This is a genomic window from Nannocystis bainbridge (genome assembly GCF_028368995.1).
GTDB lineage: Bacteria > Myxococcota_A > Polyangia > Nannocystales > Nannocystaceae > Nannocystis > Nannocystis bainbridge.
The window spans coordinates 520,725-539,042 of record NZ_JAQNDL010000005.1; the positions used below are offsets into that span (position 1 = coordinate 520,725).

The 18,318-nt window shown below is 70.3% G+C and carries 13 protein-coding genes; 9 read left to right on the top strand and 4 right to left on the bottom strand.

The window, feature by feature from the left end; all coding sequences use genetic code 11:
* The first annotated feature begins 31 nt into the window (after nt 1-31).
* Complete coding sequence (locus POL25_RS42430) at nt 32-1,033, top strand: aldo/keto reductase (RefSeq protein WP_272092161.1); 1,002 nt, start codon at nt 32-34, stop codon at nt 1,031-1,033.
* Nucleotides 1,034-1,075: 42 nt separating this feature from the next.
* On the opposite strand, the gene POL25_RS42435 is transcribed toward POL25_RS42430, so the two are convergent.
* Both POL25_RS42435 and POL25_RS42440 read right to left on the bottom strand, forming a co-directional pair.
* A complete protein-coding gene (locus tag POL25_RS42435; RefSeq protein WP_272092162.1) occupies nt 1,076-1,924 on the bottom strand; it encodes a DUF2490 domain-containing protein in 849 nt (282 codons plus the stop codon).
* A 208-nt stretch (nt 1,925-2,132) separates the two neighbouring features.
* Entirely contained in the window at nt 2,133-2,996 is an 864-nt protein-coding gene (locus POL25_RS42440; RefSeq protein WP_272092163.1) for a DUF2490 domain-containing protein, read from the bottom strand.
* Between the two features lie 1,119 nt (nt 2,997-4,115).
* Here POL25_RS42440 and POL25_RS42445 point away from each other — a divergent pair.
* The 3 genes from POL25_RS42445 (at nt 4,116) to pepN (ending at nt 9,469) form a co-directional block, all read left to right on the top strand.
* Complete coding sequence (locus POL25_RS42445; protein WP_272092164.1) at nt 4,116-5,852, top strand: amidohydrolase; 1,737 nt, start codon at nt 4,116-4,118, stop codon at nt 5,850-5,852.
* A 223-nt stretch (nt 5,853-6,075) separates the two neighbouring features.
* Complete coding sequence (locus POL25_RS42450) at nt 6,076-6,552, top strand: hypothetical protein (protein ID WP_272092165.1); 477 nt, start codon at nt 6,076-6,078, stop codon at nt 6,550-6,552.
* A 268-nt stretch (nt 6,553-6,820) separates the two neighbouring features.
* The gene (gene pepN / locus POL25_RS42455) at nt 6,821-9,469 is read left to right on the top strand and encodes an aminopeptidase N (protein WP_272092166.1); all 2,649 of its coding nucleotides are present in this window, start codon (nt 6,821-6,823) and stop codon (nt 9,467-9,469) included.
* 125 nt (nt 9,470-9,594) lie between these two features.
* On the opposite strand, the gene POL25_RS42460 is transcribed toward pepN, so the two are convergent.
* Entirely contained in the window at nt 9,595-10,839 is a 1,245-nt protein-coding gene (locus tag POL25_RS42460; protein WP_272092167.1) for a cytochrome P450, read from the bottom strand.
* A gap of 204 nt (nt 10,840-11,043) precedes the next feature.
* Between POL25_RS42460 and POL25_RS42465 the strand changes: the two genes are divergently transcribed.
* Nucleotides 11,044-11,373 carry a hypothetical protein gene (locus tag POL25_RS42465; RefSeq protein ID WP_272092168.1) on the top strand — a complete coding sequence of 110 codons (330 nt, stop codon included), beginning with the start codon at nt 11,044-11,046 and terminating at the stop codon, nt 11,371-11,373.
* A 63-nt stretch (nt 11,374-11,436) separates the two neighbouring features.
* The gene (locus POL25_RS42470; protein WP_272092169.1) at nt 11,437-12,246 is read left to right on the top strand and encodes an alpha/beta fold hydrolase; all 810 of its coding nucleotides are present in this window, start codon (nt 11,437-11,439) and stop codon (nt 12,244-12,246) included.
* A 54-nt stretch (nt 12,247-12,300) separates the two neighbouring features.
* Here the strand turns inward: POL25_RS42470 and POL25_RS42475 are convergent, their stop codons facing one another.
* Complete coding sequence (locus tag POL25_RS42475; RefSeq protein ID WP_272092170.1) at nt 12,301-12,960, bottom strand: hypothetical protein; 660 nt, start codon at nt 12,958-12,960, stop codon at nt 12,301-12,303.
* A gap of 373 nt (nt 12,961-13,333) precedes the next feature.
* Here POL25_RS42475 and POL25_RS42480 point away from each other — a divergent pair, with 373 nt between their 5' ends.
* The 3 genes from POL25_RS42480 (at nt 13,334) to POL25_RS42490 (ending at nt 18,233) form a co-directional block, all read left to right on the top strand.
* Nucleotides 13,334-14,509: a pectin acetylesterase-family hydrolase gene (locus POL25_RS42480; RefSeq protein WP_272092171.1), complete on the top strand. Its 1,176-nt coding sequence runs from the start codon at nt 13,334-13,336 to the stop codon at nt 14,507-14,509.
* Nucleotides 14,510-15,096: 587 nt separating this feature from the next.
* The gene (locus tag POL25_RS42485; RefSeq protein WP_272092172.1) at nt 15,097-16,878 is read left to right on the top strand and encodes a DUF1592 domain-containing protein; all 1,782 of its coding nucleotides are present in this window, start codon (nt 15,097-15,099) and stop codon (nt 16,876-16,878) included.
* Nucleotides 16,879-16,886: 8 nt separating this feature from the next.
* Nucleotides 16,887-18,233, top strand: a complete 1,347-nt coding sequence (locus POL25_RS42490; protein ID WP_272092173.1) for a DUF1552 domain-containing protein — start codon at nt 16,887-16,889, stop codon at nt 18,231-18,233.
* Nucleotides 18,234-18,318 lie beyond the last annotated feature (85 nt).

Genomic DNA, 18,318 nt, shown 5'->3' on the forward strand with positions numbered 1-18,318 from the left:
CGATGCGACGCCAGGGGCTACGTTACGGCCCATGACGACTCGGACAACCAAGCTCGGCACCCACGGCCCCGCCGTCTTCCCGCTCGCTCTCGGCTGCATGGGCCTCGGCGCCGGCAGCTGGTACGGCGCCCGCGACGACGCCGAGGGCATCGCCACCATCCACGCCGCCCTCGAGCGCGGGGTCGACCTGCTCGACACCGGCGATTTCTACGGCATGGGCAAGAACGAGCTGCTGGTCGGCAAGGCGATCGCCGACCGCCGCGACCGCGTCCTGCTCAGCGTCAAGTACGGCGGCCAGCGCGGGCCCGACGGCGCCTTCCTCGGCTTCGACGCCAGCCCGGCCGCCAGCAAGACCGCGCTCGCCTACAGCCTGACCCGCCTCGGCGTCGATTACATCGACATCTACCGCCCGGCCCGCCTCGACCCGCGCGTGCCGATCGAGGACACGATCGGCGCGCTGGCCGAGCTGGTGAAGGCGGGCTACGTCCGCTACATCAGCCTGTCCGAGGTCGGCGCCGAGACGATCGCGCGCGCCGCCGCGGTCCACCCGCTGTGCGACCTGCAGATCGAGTACGGCCTGACGACCCGCGGGCCCGAGGCGACGATCATCCCGGCGCTGCGCCAGCACGGCATGGCGATGACGGCCTACGGGGTGCTGTCGCGCGGGCTGCTCACCGGCAGCAAGCCGACCGGCGACGACATGCGGGCCCACCTGCCCCGCTTCACCGGCGACAACGCGGCCAAGAACGAGCCGCTGGTGGCCGCCCTGCACCGCCTGGCCGAGGCGCGCGGGGTGTCGCCGGCCCAGCTGGCGATCGCGTGGGCGCGGGCCAAGGGCGCCGCGCAAGGCGTGACGGTGATCCCGACGATCGGCTCGCGCACGCCGCAGCAGATCGAGGACTCGATCGCAGCCCTGGCGCTCGAGCTGACCGCCGCCGAGGTCGCCGCGCTCGAGACCGCGGTGCCGGCCAAGGCCGTGGCCGGCGACCGCTACCCGGCGCCGATGATGGCCGGCCTCGACAGCGAGCGCTGAGATAAACGTGCTCGAAAGGACATGTCGCCGAGGACATGTCCTTTATTTCTTCGGCGCGGGCTTCTGCCCCGGCGTCAGCTTGATGATGAAGGCCAGCGAGAACAGGTGATTGTTGTTGTCGGGGTCGCGCGGGCGGTGAATATACTGATTGAGGTAGCCGAACTCGACGCGCGCGGCCCGGGTCTCGTACGCCAGGCCGACGAAGATCCGGTTCTGATCGAACCCCGGCTCGGTGTAGGCCGTGCGGGCCAGGTGAAAGAAGAACTCGTCGTAGACCACCAGCTGCCACGGCGCATCTTTCTTGAAATTGACGGCCACGCGCAGCTGCTGGCGAAACCGGTGGGCCCAGCGGCCCATCCCGAGCGTCTGCGCCACCCCGTCGACGATGTCGTCGCTGCCGAGCCCGTGGGTGCGGATCCGGTGCTCCACGCGGTTGCGCCAGTTGATGTCGAGCCGGCCCTCCAGCGCCCAGCGCAGCGTCAACTGCTCGTAGATGCGGTGCTCGTCGACGTTGCGCGCGCGCGCGAACACCGGGTCGTCGAAGAAATCGGGCAACCAGATGTAACCCACGAACAGCCCGCCCCATTTGGCCCACATATAGCCGATCGCCGGGCGCACGACGGCGAACGTGTTGGGGTTCTGCCGCGTCTCGATCACATTCCCCGCCATGTCGCGGACGTATTGCAGCGGCGAGTTCATCCGCCGCAGATGAAAATCGAGCACCAGCCGCAGACCCTTGGCCTTGGCGTCGAGGTTGAGGTCGATCATCACCTGGTTCCAGATGCCCAGGTCCGGCTCGGACGGCGTGGTCGCGCTCGCCCGGCCGCCGCCGAACGCAGCGACGCCGACGCCGACGACGAGCGGGAGCAGGCGCGAGGAGCGGCGAATCATGGCAGTCTCGGCGCGTGTCGACCCATAAGGCCCGACCCCGCGGCGACGCTCGCGGACCTCGCCCGCGCCGCGTCCGCAGCCCCGCCGAACGCAGAGATTGACCGCGCCCCGGACGCTGCGCAGCCACCGCTGGCCGGCCAAGCACGGGCAGACGGCCGCACGCCGCCGACCCCGCACACCGGTGATTCACGCGACCGCCGCGGCGGGCTCAGCGAGCGGTCGCCGGCGCGACCGCGGGCGGATGCGCCGCGTGCTTGCCGTGCCCGATCTTGATGATGAAGTTCAGCGCGAACACATGGTTCAGCTGATCCGGATCATGGAAGCGGCGCACGTACTGATTGATATAGCCGACCTCGACGCGCACCGGCTTGGTGTCGTAGCCGATGCCGACGAACGCCCGGTTCTGATCGAAGCCCCGCTCGGTCGTGAAGGCCGTGCGGTTGAGGTGAAAGAAGAACTCGTCCCAGACGATGAGCTGCCACGGCGCGTCTCTCTTGAAATGGACGGCGAACCGGATCTGCTGGCGAAACCGGTGGGCCCAGCGATCCAGCCCCTTGTGCTGCGGCTCGCCGTCGACGATGTCGTCGCTGCCCGGCCCGTGGGAGCGGATCCGGTGCTCGAGGCGGCTGCGCGCGCCGAGGTCGAAGCGGCCCTCTCGCTGCCAGCGCAGATTGAGCTGGGTGTAGATCCGGTGCTCGTCGACGTTCTTGACCCGCGCCACCGCGCGGTCGTCGAAGAAATCCGGCTGCCACGCGTAGCCGAGGAACAGCCCGCCCCATTTGGCCCACATGTACCCGATCGCCGGTCGCACGATCGCCACCGTGTTCGGGTTCTGCCGCGTCTCCGCCACCGCCCCCGACGGATCCTTGATGTACTGCAGCGGCGCGTTCATCCGCCGCAGCTGCAGATCGAGCGCCAGCCGCAGCCCCTTCGCCCGCGCGTCGAGGTTGGCGTCGATGAGCACCTGACTCCACATCTCGAGGTCCGGCTCGGGCGGCGCTGCGGCCCGCGCCGGCACCCCGACGAGGACCGCGGCCAGGCCGATGGCGAGTTGGAGCGAACGCGAGGACAAGGATCGGCGGCGGCGAATCATCGGAGTCACGGCGGAGTGCGGCGCTGACGAGACAAGGGCCCGGAGACGCGAGGACGGCGGTGACGTCGGCCGAGGGAGCCGGAGGAGCCGGCCGAACCGTCCGTTCGGCCCGCCTCCGGCCGGCGCGTCTCCGACTCCGACGCCCGCCTGCGCAGGCGCCGATCGCCGAAGCCCGTCGCCGCGGAGCGTGTTACGTCCAGGTCACGATCGTCACGGAGCGGGCCCGCGCGAGATCGGGCGAAAGCCCGTCGACGCCGGAGAATTCCGCCGTCCGACGCCGTCTCGCGGCAGCGGCGTCGGCGCGAAGGTGTCAGGCCGAGTTTGCAGAACGAAGGCTTTCTCGTCACACTTTCGTGACAAGCGCCGCCGACCACCTTGCCTGGGAGACCCGTGATTACACCCGTGGCATACGCCAATCGGGCCAGAACAGCATTCTGACGCACCGTACAGGTTCGTCACACGAATGACACAATCGCCGGGGCTGGCGGCGCCGCCCCTCGCACCGCCAGACCGCGCAGAACTTCGACGCGCAGGACCCTGCGACGAGCGGCGCATGGCGGCCGCCGGGCACCTGTGCCCGTGGCCCCCGCGGCCGCCGGTCCCCACCTCCGCGGTCGCGCCCCTCGCCGCCCGTGCCGAGCCCGCGCAGCAACGGTCGCCGCTTCCCGTCGCCCGCACGCGAATGCGTCGTTCGTCCGACTCCCACCATTCGCCTGACGCGACGCCGTCCGAACACCGCGCGCGACCCAGCGGCGCGCTCTCGAACAATGCGCATAGCAGCGCAGGCCGCGGCGCGGATCCCCGCCCTGGCGCCCGGCGGGCGCCCATGGGCGCCCGCCGGCCATTTTCGGCGGTGTGGAGCATCACGCAATCGCCAGAGCGTCGCCCCCCGATGCGTGGTCGCAGCATGATATGCATACCCGCAAGAACGACGCGCCAGCGCTCCGGCGAGGGTGTGCGCTTTCGTCGGGCCAGGCGCTCCAGCGAGCCTCGCACAGGCCCTTGCGAAGCCGGGTTCGTCCATGCGCAAGGGCGTACTCTTGGGCCCGCCATTTCGTGAAATCGCCGGTCGCTCCTCACTCGACAGAAAGGTCATCGATGTCCGCGAATCTGATCCTCAAGGCTGCCAGCATCATCACGATGGACCCGGCCAGGCCGCGCGCCGAGGCCGTCGCCCTCGACACCACGACCGGCACGATCGCGGCCGTCGGCTCGCTCGCAGAAGTCCAGGCCGCGACCCCCGGCGCCCCCGTCGAGGACCTGGGCAGGGCGGTGCTGATGCCCGGCTTCATCGATCCGCACAGCCACCCGCTGAACGGCGGCATGGTGACCCAGGCGCCGGCATACTGGATCGCGCCCTACCACGACGCTCCCAAGTACGCGACCTTCGCCGCCGTCCAGGCGTTCTGGAAGCAACTCGACGCCTCCCTCCCTGCCGATCAGCCGGTCGTCTGCAACGGCCTCGATCGGCTGCTCCAGGGCGCGCCCGAGCTCGACAACACCGATCTCGACGCTTTCTTCCCCACCCGCCTCGCGGTGGTCCTCGACAACTCCGGACACGAGGCCTACTTCAACAGCGCCGTCATTCGCGCCAATTGGCCCGACGGCAAGCCGCCGGCAGATCCGACCGGCGCACGATATGGTCGCAACCAAGACGGCACCTCGAACGGCCGCGCCTACGAGACCGCCGCCATCTTCGCGGCCGTCGGCAAGGTGCTCACGCAGGCGATCCCCAACCCGCTGCGATCCGGCGCGCTCTGGTACAAGCTGATGGCCGAAAATGGCATCACCATGACCACCGAGCACACCTACCAGACGGACCTGCTCAAGGGCTACATCGCCCTGTCCGCGGTGCCCGACTCGCCGCTGCGCCTGGCCATGTACCACATGTCGATCGAGGCCGACTGCGGCGATCCGGTCGACACCGCGCCCGCGCCGAAGGATCGGCTGTGGAAGCAGGGCATCAAGCTCTGGGCCGACGGCTCGCCATGGGTCGGCACCATCGCCTCCTCGTTCCCCTACCTCGACAACGAGACGATCCGGAACGCCAAGATCCCGATCGGCCCCGGCGGCGAGTCGATGCTCAACTACTCGCGCGCCGAGCTCGACCAGATCCTCGACCAGTTCACCCCGCTCGGTTGGCAGTTCGCCTTCCACTGCAACGGCGACGTCGGGCTCGACGTCGTCCTCGACGCCTACGCCCGCGCCCTCGCCAACCACGGCCTGCTCGGCATCGATCATCGCTGGCGCGTCGAGCACTGCGGCGGCTGCCGCGGCGATCAGTTCGTGCGCGCCGCGGCGCTCGGCGTCACCATCTCGCTGCCGCCGTTCCAGTTCATCTACTGGGGCGACCTGCTCGACGGCACCATGTTCCCGTCCAACATCGGCAGCCAGTGGGTGCGGGCCGGCGACGCGGTCAAGTCGGGCACGCCGGTCACCTTCCACAACGACGGCTGCGTCAGCCCGCCCGTCCCGCTGCTCAACATCCAGGCCATGGTCACGCGGCGCACCCCCTCCGGCGCCGTGCACGGCCCGGAGCAGGCGGTGAGCCTGCACGACGCCCTGAAGGCCCACACCGTGCACGCCGCCTGGCAGCTGCGGCGCGAGCACGACCTCGGCTCGATCGCCGTCGGCAAGCTGGCGGACTTCGTCGAGCTCTCCGCCGATCCGTACACCGCCGACATCGAAAAACTCACCGATCAGGTCCAGGTGCGCGGCACCTGGTCCGGCGGCAAGAAGGTCGACCTGCGCGCCTTCATCCTCCAGATCGAAGCCCTCGAGGCGAGCGAGCACCAGCACCTGGTCCTCCGCGCGGTCCACAAGCGCTGCTGCTGATCGTCGGCATCGCCAGCCGAGGTCGTCCGGTTCGTCGTCCGTCCCGACGGCCGCCCTTCGCTGAAGGGAGCTTCGACGGGTCGGTCGGCGGCCGGTTGCTCGCCCGCGTTCGCCCGCGGCCGCCGGTGCGGCTGCCCCTGCTTCGGGGGCCGCGCAGCGCTCATGGCGAACCCCTGAACGGCGTCTGGGCACCCGCACGCTTGACAGGCCCTGCCCGTCGCCCATGGTCTTCGACGTGTCACTGCCCCCCGACTCCCAGGAAGCATTGATCACACTGTTTCGCGGCGAGGCCACCGCCGTCGAAGCCTACGCTCGTGCGCTGGAGAAGTTCGCAGGTCAGCCCGAGGAGCCGACGCTCGGGGAGATCGCGGCCGGGCACCGTGAGGCGGCGGCGCGCCTCGAGACCGAGCTCAAACGCCAAGGCATCGTCGTCCCGGAGGGTCCTGGGCCCTGGGGCGTCATATTCAACGCGCTCGGGTCGCTGACCGCCCTGGTCAATGACGAGGTCCCGCTGCAGATGCTGCAACGCGGCGAGGAGAGCGGGGTCGCCATGCACGAACAGGCCCTCGCGGCGGGCGGGTTCTCGCCCGACCTCCTGCGTCGGATACGCGACGGCATGGACCGCTGCCAGCGAAACGGCGAGCGCCTCCAGGGCCTGCGCGACGTGATCACCACGCGACCCACGCGCCCGATGATCTGACAGTGACAGTCGCTCTCGGGCGACTCGATGGCTCCCCAATGGCCAACGCATGACTTGAACTCCCAATATCAACACTCTGGCCGCTCCGAGCGCCCGGCATCCGGCCAGGGCCGCGCGGCGCCGGGAGCAGCGAGCGCCTGCCCCGCCTCGGCCTCGGCCGGCCCGCGTGCGCCGACTCGCACGCGGAAAGCCTCGCCGGGCCCCGAATCGGCCCTGCGCCGGGCCCTGCGGGCTTGAAGCAGGCGGGCCCGCTCGGTACACCAGGATCATGACCGAGGCCAAGCCTGCGCCGCAGCCGATCTTCCGCAAGGACTACCGCCGCCCCGATTACACCATCGACCGGGTCGACCTGCGGTTCGAGCTCGGCGAGGAGGTCTCGCGCGTGCACGCCACCCTCTCGATGCGGCGCACCGACGCCGCCGCCGCCGCCGCTCCGCTGGTGCTCGACGGCGAGAACCTCGTGCTCGTGCGCGTCGCCCTCGACGGGCGCGAGCTCTCGGCCGGCGACTACGACCTCGGTCCCACCACCCTCACGATCCGCGACCCCGGGGCCGAGTTCACCCTCTCGACCCTCGTCGAGATCCGGCCCCAGGACAACCTCGAGCTCTCGGGCCTCTATCGCTCGAGCGGCAACTTCTGCACCCAGTGCGAGGCCGAGGGCTTCCGCCGGATCACCTACTTCCTCGATCGCCCCGATGTCATGGCCCGCTACAGCGTCGTCGTCGAGGCCGACCGCGCCAAGTGTCCCGTCCTGCTCGCCAACGGCAACCGCGTCGCCACCGGCGAGCTGCCTGACGGCCGCCACTTCGCCCGCTGGGACGACCCGTGGCCCAAGCCCAGCTACTTGTTCGCCCTCGTCGCCGGCGACCTGCGCTGCTTCCCCGGCGACTTCGTGACCCGCTCGGGCCGCACCGTCCGCCTCGAGATCTGGGTCGAGGCCGAGAACATCGACCGCTGCGCCCACGCCCTGCGCTCGCTGCAGGCCTCGATGCGCTGGGACGAGGAGACCTTCGGCCGCGAGTACGACCTCGACATCTACATGATCGTCGCCGTCAGCGACTTCAACATGGGGGCCATGGAGAACAAGGGCCTCAACGTCTTCAACGCCAAGTACGTGCTCGCGCGGCCCGACACTGCCACCGACGACGACTACGACGGCATCGAGTCGGTCATCGCCCACGAGTATTTCCACAACTGGACCGGCAACCGCGTCACCTGCCGCGACTGGTTCCAGCTCACCCTCAAGGAGGGCCTCACCGTCTTCCGCGACCGCCTGTTCAGCGCCGACATGGGCTCGCCCGCGGTCGCGCGGATCGGCGACGTCCTGGGCCTGCGCACCAATCAGTTCGCCGAGGACAGCGGCCCGATGGCCCACCCGATCCGGCCCGAGTCGTACATCGAGATGAACAACTTCTACACCACCACGGTGTACGAGAAGGGCGCCGAGGTCATCGGCATGATGCGCACCCTCCTCGGCGAGGCTGGTTTCCGCCGCGGCATGGACCTCTACTTCGAGCGTCACGACGGCCAGGCCGTCACCTGCGACGACTTCCGCGCCGCCCTCGCCGACGCCAACGGCCGCGACCTCGAGCAATTCGGCCGCTGGTACAGCCAGGTCGGCACCCCGATCGTGCGCGCCCGCGGCGACTACGACGCCGCCGCGCGCAGCTACACCCTCACCCTCGAGCAGGCCCCGCCGCGCGGCAAGCCGGCCGCCGAGCTGCTGCACATCCCGGTCGCCGTCGGCCTGCTCGGGCCGGACGGTCCGCTCCCGCTCAAGCTGTCCGGAGAGACAGCCGCGAGCGGCGACGGCACCCGCGTGCTCGAGCTGCGCGAGCGCAGCCAGAGCTTCCGCTTCGAGGAGGTCCTGGCCGCCCCCGTGGCCTCGCTGCTGCGCGGCTTCTCGGCCCCCGTCGAGCTCGAGGTCGAGCGCAGCGACGCCGACCTCGCCCGCCTCATGGCCGCCGACCCCGACGCCTTCTCGCGCTGGGACGCCGGCCAGGAGCTCGGCCGCCGCGTCCTCCTGCGGCTCGCCGCCGATGTCGAGGCCGCCCGCCCGCTCGCCCTCGATCCCGCCTTCGTGGCCGCCTGCGCGCAGATCCTCGCCGACCCGAACCTCGACGGCTCGCTCAAGGCCCTGGCGCTGACCCTGCCCAACGAGCGGCTGCTCGGCCAGCACCAGCAGGTCGTCGCCGTCGACGCCCTCCACGAGGCCCGCGAGTTCGCCGTCAAGGCCCTCGCCACCGCCCTGCGCGAGCCCCTGCTCGCCATCTATCACAGCAGCGCGCCGCAGGGCGTCTACCGCATCGAGCGCGCCGAGGTCGACCGCCGCAAGCTCCGCAACCTCGCGCTCGCCTACCTCGTCACCCTCGGCGAGCCCGAGCTCGTCGGCCTCGCGGTTTCGCAATTCCACCTCGCCGACAACATGACCGACAGCGAGGCCGCCCTCGCCTGCCTCATCGATCACGGCGGCCCCGAGCGCGACGCCGTCCTCGCCGAGTTCCACCGCCGCTGGCACAAGGACCCGCTCGTGCTCGACAAGTGGTTCGCGCTGCAGGCCGTCTCGAGCCACCCCGACACGCTCGAGCGCGCCATCCTGCTCGCCGACCACCCCGACTTCAACCTGCTCAACCCCAACCGCGCCCGCTCCCTCATCGGCGTGTTCGGCCTGCGCAACCAGCATCAATTCCATCGCAAGGACGGCCGCGGCCACGCCCTCGTCGCCGACAAGGTGCTCGCCCTCGACCCGCACAACCCCCAGGTCGCCGCCCGCCTGGTCGCCGCCTTCAACCCCTGGCGCCGCTTCGACGCCGCGCGTCAGCACAGCATGCGCGCCCAGCTCGAGCGCATCGCGGCGCAGCCCGGCCTCTCCAAGTCGGTGCGCGAGATCGTCGACCGCGCCCTCGCGCCGGCGTGACGCCGGAGCGCGTCGCCGCAGCGTGGTGACCCGGCCTCACGCGCGGCGGCCAGCGGCGCCGCGCGATGTCGGGGCGCTTCCGGCAATCACCGGCCTGCCATGATTCGTAGCGACGGGCCGCGGATTCATGCCTCGCGGGCCGCTGCGTCCCACACGAGCGGCAGGCGCTCGTAGCCTCGCAGGAGGATGAACGCTCGGCGCTCCACCGGCCGCCTCGGATCGAGGCGCACGCCGGGCAGGCGCTTCAGCAAGCGTTCGAACGCGATACGGCCCTCGAGCCGCGCGAGCGCGTTGCCGACGCAGAAATGAATGCCCTTCGAGAACGCCAGGTGCGGGGTCGCGGGGCGGCGCCGGATGTCGAACACGTCCGGGTCGGGGTACACGTCCTCGTCGCGGTTCGCCGAGCCGTACAGCAGGAACAGCCGCGCCTCGGCCGGCAGCGATACGCCCGCGAACGTGGTGTCGACGCGCACGCGGCGAAACATCCCGCGCACGGGTGCCTCCATGCGCAAGATCTCGTCGACCGCGTCGGGCACCAGCGACGGGTCGGCGCGCAGGGCCGCCAGCTGCTCGGGGTGCGCGATGAGCAGCGTCATGCCGTGGCCGATCATGTCGGTGGTCGTCTCGTGCCCCGCGGCGAGCAGGTCGATCGCGTTGCTCACCGCCTCCTGCATCGTCAGCGGCGCCGTGCCGCCGATGTCGATCGGCGCGAGCAGGGTCAGCAGGTCCTCGCGCGGCTCGTCGACCCGGGCCTCGATGTGCCCGCCGAAGTAGCGCTGCAGGTCCACGAACTCGCGCGCGCACGCGGCCAGCAGCGCCGGCGGGGCGGCCCCCGCGAGCAGGATCTGCTTGGCGTTCGACCCACTCTTGAGCCGCGGCAGATCGGACCGTGGGACCCCGAGCAGCTCGCCGATCACCGCGCCGGGCAGCGGGAACGCAAAGCGCTCGATCAGCTCGACCTCGCCGTCGCCGACGAACCCGTCGATCAGCTCGTCGGCGATCGCGCGGACCTTCGGCTCGAGCGCCGCGACCCGCTGCGGCGACAGGGCTTTGCCGAAGACGTTGCGCACGCGCGTATGGTCGGGCGGGTCGCTCTGCACCAGCGACTGGAACTCCAGATAGCCGGTCCGCAGGATGTCCATCACCTCGTCCGGGAACACCGCCGAGGACTCGAGCGCGCCGGCCGAGGAGAACCGCTCGGTGTCGCGGGCGACCGCGACGATGTCGGCATGACGGGTCACGACCCACGCGCCGAGGCTCTCGGCGAAGAACACGGGCTGCTCGCGGCGCGCCCGGGCGTACAGGGGATACGGATCGACGACCTGATCCGGCGCCATGGGATTGAAGGTTGTGCTGAGCTCCGCGGCCATGGTGGCAGACTACCGCCGACGCCGCTCCGAAGGAACGCGCGGACCTGCGCGCTCCGCCGCGCGCTCCCGGCTGGCCGCAGGGCCTTCAGCCACGGACAGGCGCGCAGACGGCCTTTGAAGTCGTTCGATCGCTCGGCTATCGTGGCCAGACGACGATCGCCACGCTCCTCTCGAGCCGCGGATTCGTGCGCATTGGATTGTGACATGGCGAAAAAAGACAAGTGTTGCGTGGACCCGGACGACGTACGCGTCATCACCTGCGAAGGCCCGTGGCTGTCGCAGCAGACGCCGATCTACGCCGTGCCTGCCGGCAAGCTGTTCGTGCTGACGGCCTGGACCGTGCACGCCTGGAGCGTCGGCGACATCAGCCTGTACCGCGGCGGCGCGCTGGTGGCCTTCATGCGGACCGTGGGCGGTGGGTCCGGGCATCAAGTCTACCCGGACGGCATCGTCTTCGCCGCGGGGCAGACCATCGCCGGCAACATGGTCAACGGCGGCCTGCACCTGCTCTACGGCCGCGAAATCGACGCCTGACCCGGCAGCGGGCCTGCCGACCGCACCTGTCCCTCCGCCGCGAATTCTGGCACCCTCGTGGCCATGTCGACCGCGACGGAGGCCCACGTTCTCGAGCGCGACGGCTGCCCGCTGCACTACTGGCTCACTGGCGACCCCGCCGCGCCGCTGGTCTTCCTGACCCACGGCGCCGGCCTCGACCACGGCCTCTGGCGCGACAACCTCGCCGCGCTCGGCGAGCGTCACCGCGTGCTCACCTGGGACGTGCGCGGCCATGGCCTGTCGCGGCCGATGGGCGCGCCCTTCACCGTCGACACCGTCATCGCCGACATGGAGGCCCTGCTCGACGCCGTCGGGGCCACCGATGTCGTGCTCGTCGGCCAGAGCATGGGCGGCAACCTCGCCCAGGAGTTCGTGCGCCGGCGACCTCACCGCGTGCGCGCCCTCGTGCTCGTCGACTGCGCCTGCAACACCGCCTCGCTCACCCGCGCCGAGCGCCTCGGCGTGTGGCTCACCCCCGCCCTCCTCAAGCTCTACCCCTACCGCGCCCTCCTGCGGACCAGCGCGCGCTCGATCTCGGCCCACGAACACGTGCGCGCCTACTGTCACGAGGCCATGTCGCGCCTCGCCAAGCCCGAGCTGCTCGCCATCATGCTCGCGACTCTCGGCTGCATGCGCGACGACCCTGACTACCGGATCTCCCGGCCCTTCATCCTCGTCCGCGGCGCGCTCAGCCGGGCCGGCTCGATCGCCAAACAAGGCCCCGCGTGGGCCCGACGCGAGCCGCAGTGCCGCGCCGACGTCGTCATCCCCGCGGCCGACCATTGCGTCAACATGGACGCCCCCGCAGAGTTCGACGCCGCGGTCCTGCGATTCCTCGCCACCCTCGACTGACCTGCTCCGAAGGACATCGATCAGCCCCTCGCGCTGGCGTGAAAGCGAAGTCGATCACGGGAGCTCACAGGCGCACTGGCAGACTCCGGGCTCACGGCTGCCATCGCACCAACCATCATAGCCCGTCGGGTCGTGTTCGCACGGACCGAGGATGAGCTCCGGGCCGAGCGGTCCCTCCCGATGGTAGGCGACCTTCGACCCCTCACAGATGGAGACGCAGCCCTCGCCGTGGTATTTATAATGCGTGCATCGGTGGATCGTGCGCGCGCCACAACCACCGTCCGGGCAGAACTGGAAGATCTCCGTCCACATGCAGAAATCCCAGGCGTTCGGGACATGGAGGCTGTTACAGCCGGCCTCGTCATGGAAGGTCGGGCACAGCGCTGCGAGGTCGGACAGCGCGTCAGGCAAACAAGCTCCGACGCCGACGACCGGCTCGATGCCGCAGGTGCACGCGTCGTCCTGCCCGGTGCAGACGATCGTGCCTTCCGCGACGGTCGGGTTGCAGAACTCGCCCGCAGCGCAATCGGCGTCCGTTTGGCAAGCAGGCCGCGGGCAGCCGTGTTCGTCGAATCCCGAGACGTGCGTCCCGCATGGCTTGTCCGTGCAGTCGACCGGAGCAGTGCATGGCTGACCCGCGACCGGGGGGCAGAGCACAGGTTCGCCAGTGGTGGTGTCGTCGCCGGTCGTGCCGGGGAGGTCACCGGTGCCCACGGTGTCGAAGCAAGATGGATCGTCGGCCGTCGTCCGTGGTCGTGGGCGGAGACGCTGGGCCGCAAGCACACGCCCAGATCAGTAAGGAAGGCACGGAGGCTCGCATCCTCGACATGTATCACCACGAGGGTCGCCGATCCATACGCCCGATGGGTCTTTGCATGGCCCCCCGTTTCGAAGCAGGCCGCGCTCCTCGGCGGCACGCGCTCGCCTGGCGGGCGCTCCCGATCGTTCCGATCGGCGCCAAACCCTGCGCGATGTGGGCGCGCAAGCCTGACGCGCGGCGGCGCAGCGGACCCATCGACAGTATCGCGAACTGCCACCGCAGAAGCCGCTCGCGCCCGTAGGCCGCGTTCTGCGCTAGCATGTCCGCATGCCTCACCGCGCCGACCTCCCGCCTTCCCGCGCCATCGTGCCCCGGCGGATGCTCGCCGCGCTCCTGAGCCTCGTCGCATGCGACGGCTCGTCGGGCGACAGCCAGACCGACGGCGCCAGCAGCAGCACCACTACCAGTTCCACCGGCGACGGCACGACCGGCACCAGCCCCACCAGCGGCGCCGGCACTGGCGACATTCACGGCCCGACCGGCGAATGGGTCTTTCATCCCGTCGCTGGCACGATCTGCGCCAACGGCACCCCGACCGGCCTCGGCGTCAATCAGGGCACCGGCGATCGTCTGGTGATCTACATGTCCGGCGGCAGCGCCTGCCTCGACGCGGGCTGTACGATCGGCACCCCGTCGATGCGCAAGGACGGGGGCTTCGGCGCCGACGAGCTCGCCGCCTGCGTCGCTGGCGATTGCGACGGCAATGTCACCTTCCCGGCCGACAGCATCTTCGATCGCGCCGCTGCGGTGAACCCGTTCGCCGACGCCACCTTCGTCTTCATCTCGAACTGCGCCGGTGATTATTACGTCGGCGACAACGACCACGAGTTCTCGGGCTGGACCGCGCAGTTCCACGGCTCGCGCAACCAGGGCCTGTTCGCCGCCGCGCTCGCCGCCTCGTTCCCCGACGCCGCGCGCGTGGTCTTGACCGGCGGCAGCGCCGGCTCGGTCGGCGCGACGCTCAACTACTGGCAATGGGTCGAGGCCTTCCCCGGCACCCGGGTCGACCTCGTCTCCGACTCGTTCGCGCTCGTCTTCGCCGACGGGCCCGAGTGGCGCTACGACCTCCACGCCCCGCAGGTCCCGCCCGGCTGCCCCACCTGCGCCACCGACTACCGCACGGTCTACGCCTTCAACGCCGGCCTCGCCCCCGGCTCGCGGATCGCCGTGCTCGACTCGGAGAACAACTGGACCCTCGATCTCGCCACCGGCTATCAATATACACAGGGCCTCGAGGCCCTGCAGCCGCTCCTGGACGACCTGCCCGACCTCCGGTACTACATCGCCAGCGGCAACGTGCACATCCTGATGCAGCACCCGCTGGACAGCGCCGCCATCGACGTCGAGCGCGACGGCGAAGCGCCGCAGCGCCTGTCCGATTTCCTCGCGCAGATGCAGGGCGACGATCCCGCGTGGGCGAGCATGAGCTGCCTCGACCCGTGACCGCCGCCCCGAATCGTCGGTGCTACCAATCGGAGGGGGGCCCTCGCGCTCACCACCCTCCCCGACACAAATAACCGACCCGCCTCCCAAAGCGATGATTCGCGGCCCAGTGACGACCCGGCTTTCATCGTGCGAGCTGTCAACGAACCGGCCCCGCCTCGCATGTGTGCCCATGAAGGCCCTCGCCTGGCCTTTCGCCGGGGATTTTCGCCATGAGCCCCGCCGCCCGCCATCCCGAAGCTCCGGCCGGGGGCTGCCCCGATCGGGCAAACGCCAGCCTTGCGCGAGCAGGCCCCGCCATTCCGGTCTCCCGCTGCCGACGAATCATCTTTCTTCCATATAAGGAAGGTCCTGCGCCTCCGGCCCCTTCGCACGGCTCCTCGCCAAATAGCCCATGCGCGCCTTCGCGCCCGCGTTTGCGACGTCTGGAGCCACCCCGCAAATGACCGCAAGACCAGCCCGGGCGCCCATGGCCAGCCATCCGGCGTTCCGTCACCTGCCCTGCCGACGCAACCGCAACCGCTCGATCTCTTGGCAGAAGCTGTATTCTTTTTTCCGGCCGCGCTAACTTGGCCGGTGGAGTAGCGATGATTCGTCTGGTATTGCCGCTGAGCGGCTGTCTCCTCCTCGCGGGCTGCCCGTCCGATCCCATCGCCGACCCGACCGACGGCGACACGACGACGGCGACCATGAACACCACCGCCGGACCGGGGCCTGGGCCTGGGCCTGGACCTGGCACTACCGGAGACGATTCGCCCACGACCGGCGAATCGGCCGGTACCACCGAAGACGGTCAATCGACCACCGGGGGCTCGACCACCGGCGGGGTCGAGGAGCCGTTCGAGCCCGCCCCTGGCGGCATGCGGCGACTGCTGCGGCACCAGTACGTCGGCTCGATCCGCTACCTCCTCGGTGACGCCGCCGCGGGGGCAGCCGTGCCGCCCGAGGATTACTCGCTGCACGGCTTCGACGCGATCGGGGCCGCAGAGCTGTCGCTGCAAGAAAGCGCGATCGAGCAGCTCGAGACCTCCTCGCGGGCGATCGCCATCGCCGCGGTCGAGGACCGCAGCACGCTCGGCGGCCACGTCCCGTGCGTGCTCGAGGCCGAGCCCGACGACAGCTGTTTCGGCATCGTCGCCGTCGACCTCGGCCGCCTCGCCTGGCGCCGCCCGCTGATCGGGGAGGAGGTCGACGCCATGGTCGCCATCGCCAAGCAGGCGCGCGAGTGGGGCGGCGGCGAGTTCGCGACCGGCCTGCAGTACGAGCTGATGGCGCTGCTGCAATCGCCCTACTTCGTCTACCTCGTCGAGGTCGGCAAGCCCGACCCCGAGGACCCCGCCACGCGTCTCCTGACCTCGTCCGAGCTCGCCGCGCGCCTCTCCTTCTTCCTGCTCGGGCGCACCCCTGACGCCGAGTTGCTGGCCGCCGCCGAGGCCGACGCGCTCATCACCGACGACGACGTACGCGCCGCCGCCGAGGCGATGATCGCCCGCCCCGAGGCGCGCGCCACCCTCTCGATCTTCTACTCCGAGCTGTTCCAGCTGCGCGACCTGGCGACCCTCAACAAGAACAACCAGCTGTTCCCGCAGTTCACCCACGAGCTCGCGTACGCGATGAAGTACGAGACGCTGCGGCTGATCGAGGACATCGTCTGGGACCAGGACACCGACTTCCGGACCCTGCTGAGCGCCGACTACACCTTCGTCAACCCCGCGCTCGCCTCGCTCTACGGCCTGCCGCCGCCGCGCGGGCAGGGCTTCGCCAAGGTCCCGCTCGAGGAGGACCACGGCCGCGCCGGTCTCTTGGGACAGGCCAGCTTCCTGGCCCGCTTCGCCCACCCGGCCGAGACCTCGCCGACGCGCCGCGGCCAGTTCATCCGCACCAAGCTGCTGTGTGAGACCGTCCCGCCGCCGCCGCCCGGCGTCGACGCCAGCCTGCCGCCCGAGAGCCCCAACGAGCCGCAGACGATGAAGCAGAAGCTCGTCCAGCACATGGAGGACCCGAGCTGTAACGGCTGCCACGTCCAGCTCGACCCGCTGGGCTTCGCGCTCGAGAACTACGACCCGATCGGCGCCTACCGGACCCTCGACAGCGGCCTGCCGATCGACCCCAGCGCCACCATCCCCGACCTCGGCGAGGTCTTCTCCGCCCGCGACATCGCCGACCTGCTCGTCGAGGACCCGCGCGTCACCGCTTGCATCGTCAAGAACTTCGTCCGCGGCGCGCTCGGCCACCGCGAGGGTCTCGGAGAGATCCACGCGCTCGACGACCTCGAGGCCGAGCTCGAGTCCAACGACCACCGCCTGCAGCACCTGCTCGTCGAGCTGGCCGCCAGCCCCGTCTTCCGCGCCGTCGGTGCGCCCAAGTGAGACCCGTCATGAGCAACCGTCGCACCATCCCCCGTCGCACCCTCCTCCGCGGCCTCCTCGGCGGCTCCGCGGCCGTCGTCGGTCTCCCGCTGCTCGAGGCCATGCTCGATCGCCACGGCGAAGCGCTCGCCGACGGCTCGCCGCTGCCGACCCGGTTCGTCACCTGGTTCTTCGGCAACGGCGTGATCTTGCCGCGCTTCGAGCCGGCCGCCACCGGCCCCAATTACCCGCTGAGCGACCAGCTGCAGCCGCTCGCCAACGTGCGCGACTACGTCACCGTGCTGACCGGCATGCGCAACCGCTGCGAGGTGACCGTCACCCACCACGAGGGCATGACGGCCTTCAACGGCTTCACGATGACCGAGCTGAGCGGCCTGTTCTCCAAGGCCGGCGGCCCGACGATCGACCAGCTGATCGCCGCCAAGATCGGCCAGGACACCCCGGTCGCCTCGATCCACCTCGGCGTGTCCAAGCACCTCAGCGTGATGGACTCCGGCACCACCATGCACGCCCTCTCGCACAAGGGCCCCAACGAGCCGCAGTACCCGCAGTTCAACCCGCAGCAGGCGTGGACCGACCTGTTCGGCGCGTTCGCCCCGACGGCCGACGACCGCCCGTTGCGGGCCAGCATCCTCGACGCCGTCCGCGATCAGACCGCCGCGCTGCGGACCCGCCTCGGCAAGCTCGACAACCAGCGGCTCGACGCCCACCTCGACGGCGTCAGCGCGCTCGAGAAGAAGATCGAGGCCACCGCGCCGCTGTGCGCCCTGCCCGACAAGCCGACCGAGACCAACACCGACATCAACGGCGTCGAGCCGATCACCGCCGTCAACGGCGTCATGAGCGACCTGCTGGTGTACGCCTTCCAGTGCGACATCACCCGCGTCGCCAGCATGCTGTTCCACGGCGGCGCCGCCGAGACGGTCTTCTCCGAGATCGACATCTGGTCCGGCCACCACAACAACTCGCACAACCCCAACTCCGAGGAGCTGCACACCGGCATCGTCCACATCATGGGCCGCTTCGCCGACCTGCTCGAGCGGTTCAAGGCCTCCGTCGACATCGACGGCAAGAACTTGCTCGACACCTCGATCATCTACTGCAGCAGCGACTGCGCCGAGGGCTGGACCCACTCGATCCAGCGCCAGCCGATCATCCTCGCCGGCCACGGCCGCAACAAGCTCATCTACCCCGGAATCCACGTGCAGGCCGCCCCGTACCCGATGAGCGACGGTAACATCTCCGACGTCCTGCTGACCTGCCTGCAGGCGTTCGACCCGAGGGCCACGTCGATCGGCGGCGGCGCGCCGATGTCGACCACACCGATGCCCGCGATCATGGGCACCGACTTCTGAGCCGCGCGGCTGGGCTCCGCGCCGCGACCTCGTCTTCACGGCCGCTCCCGCTGCACCACGCAGCAGGAGCGGCCGCTGCCACGTC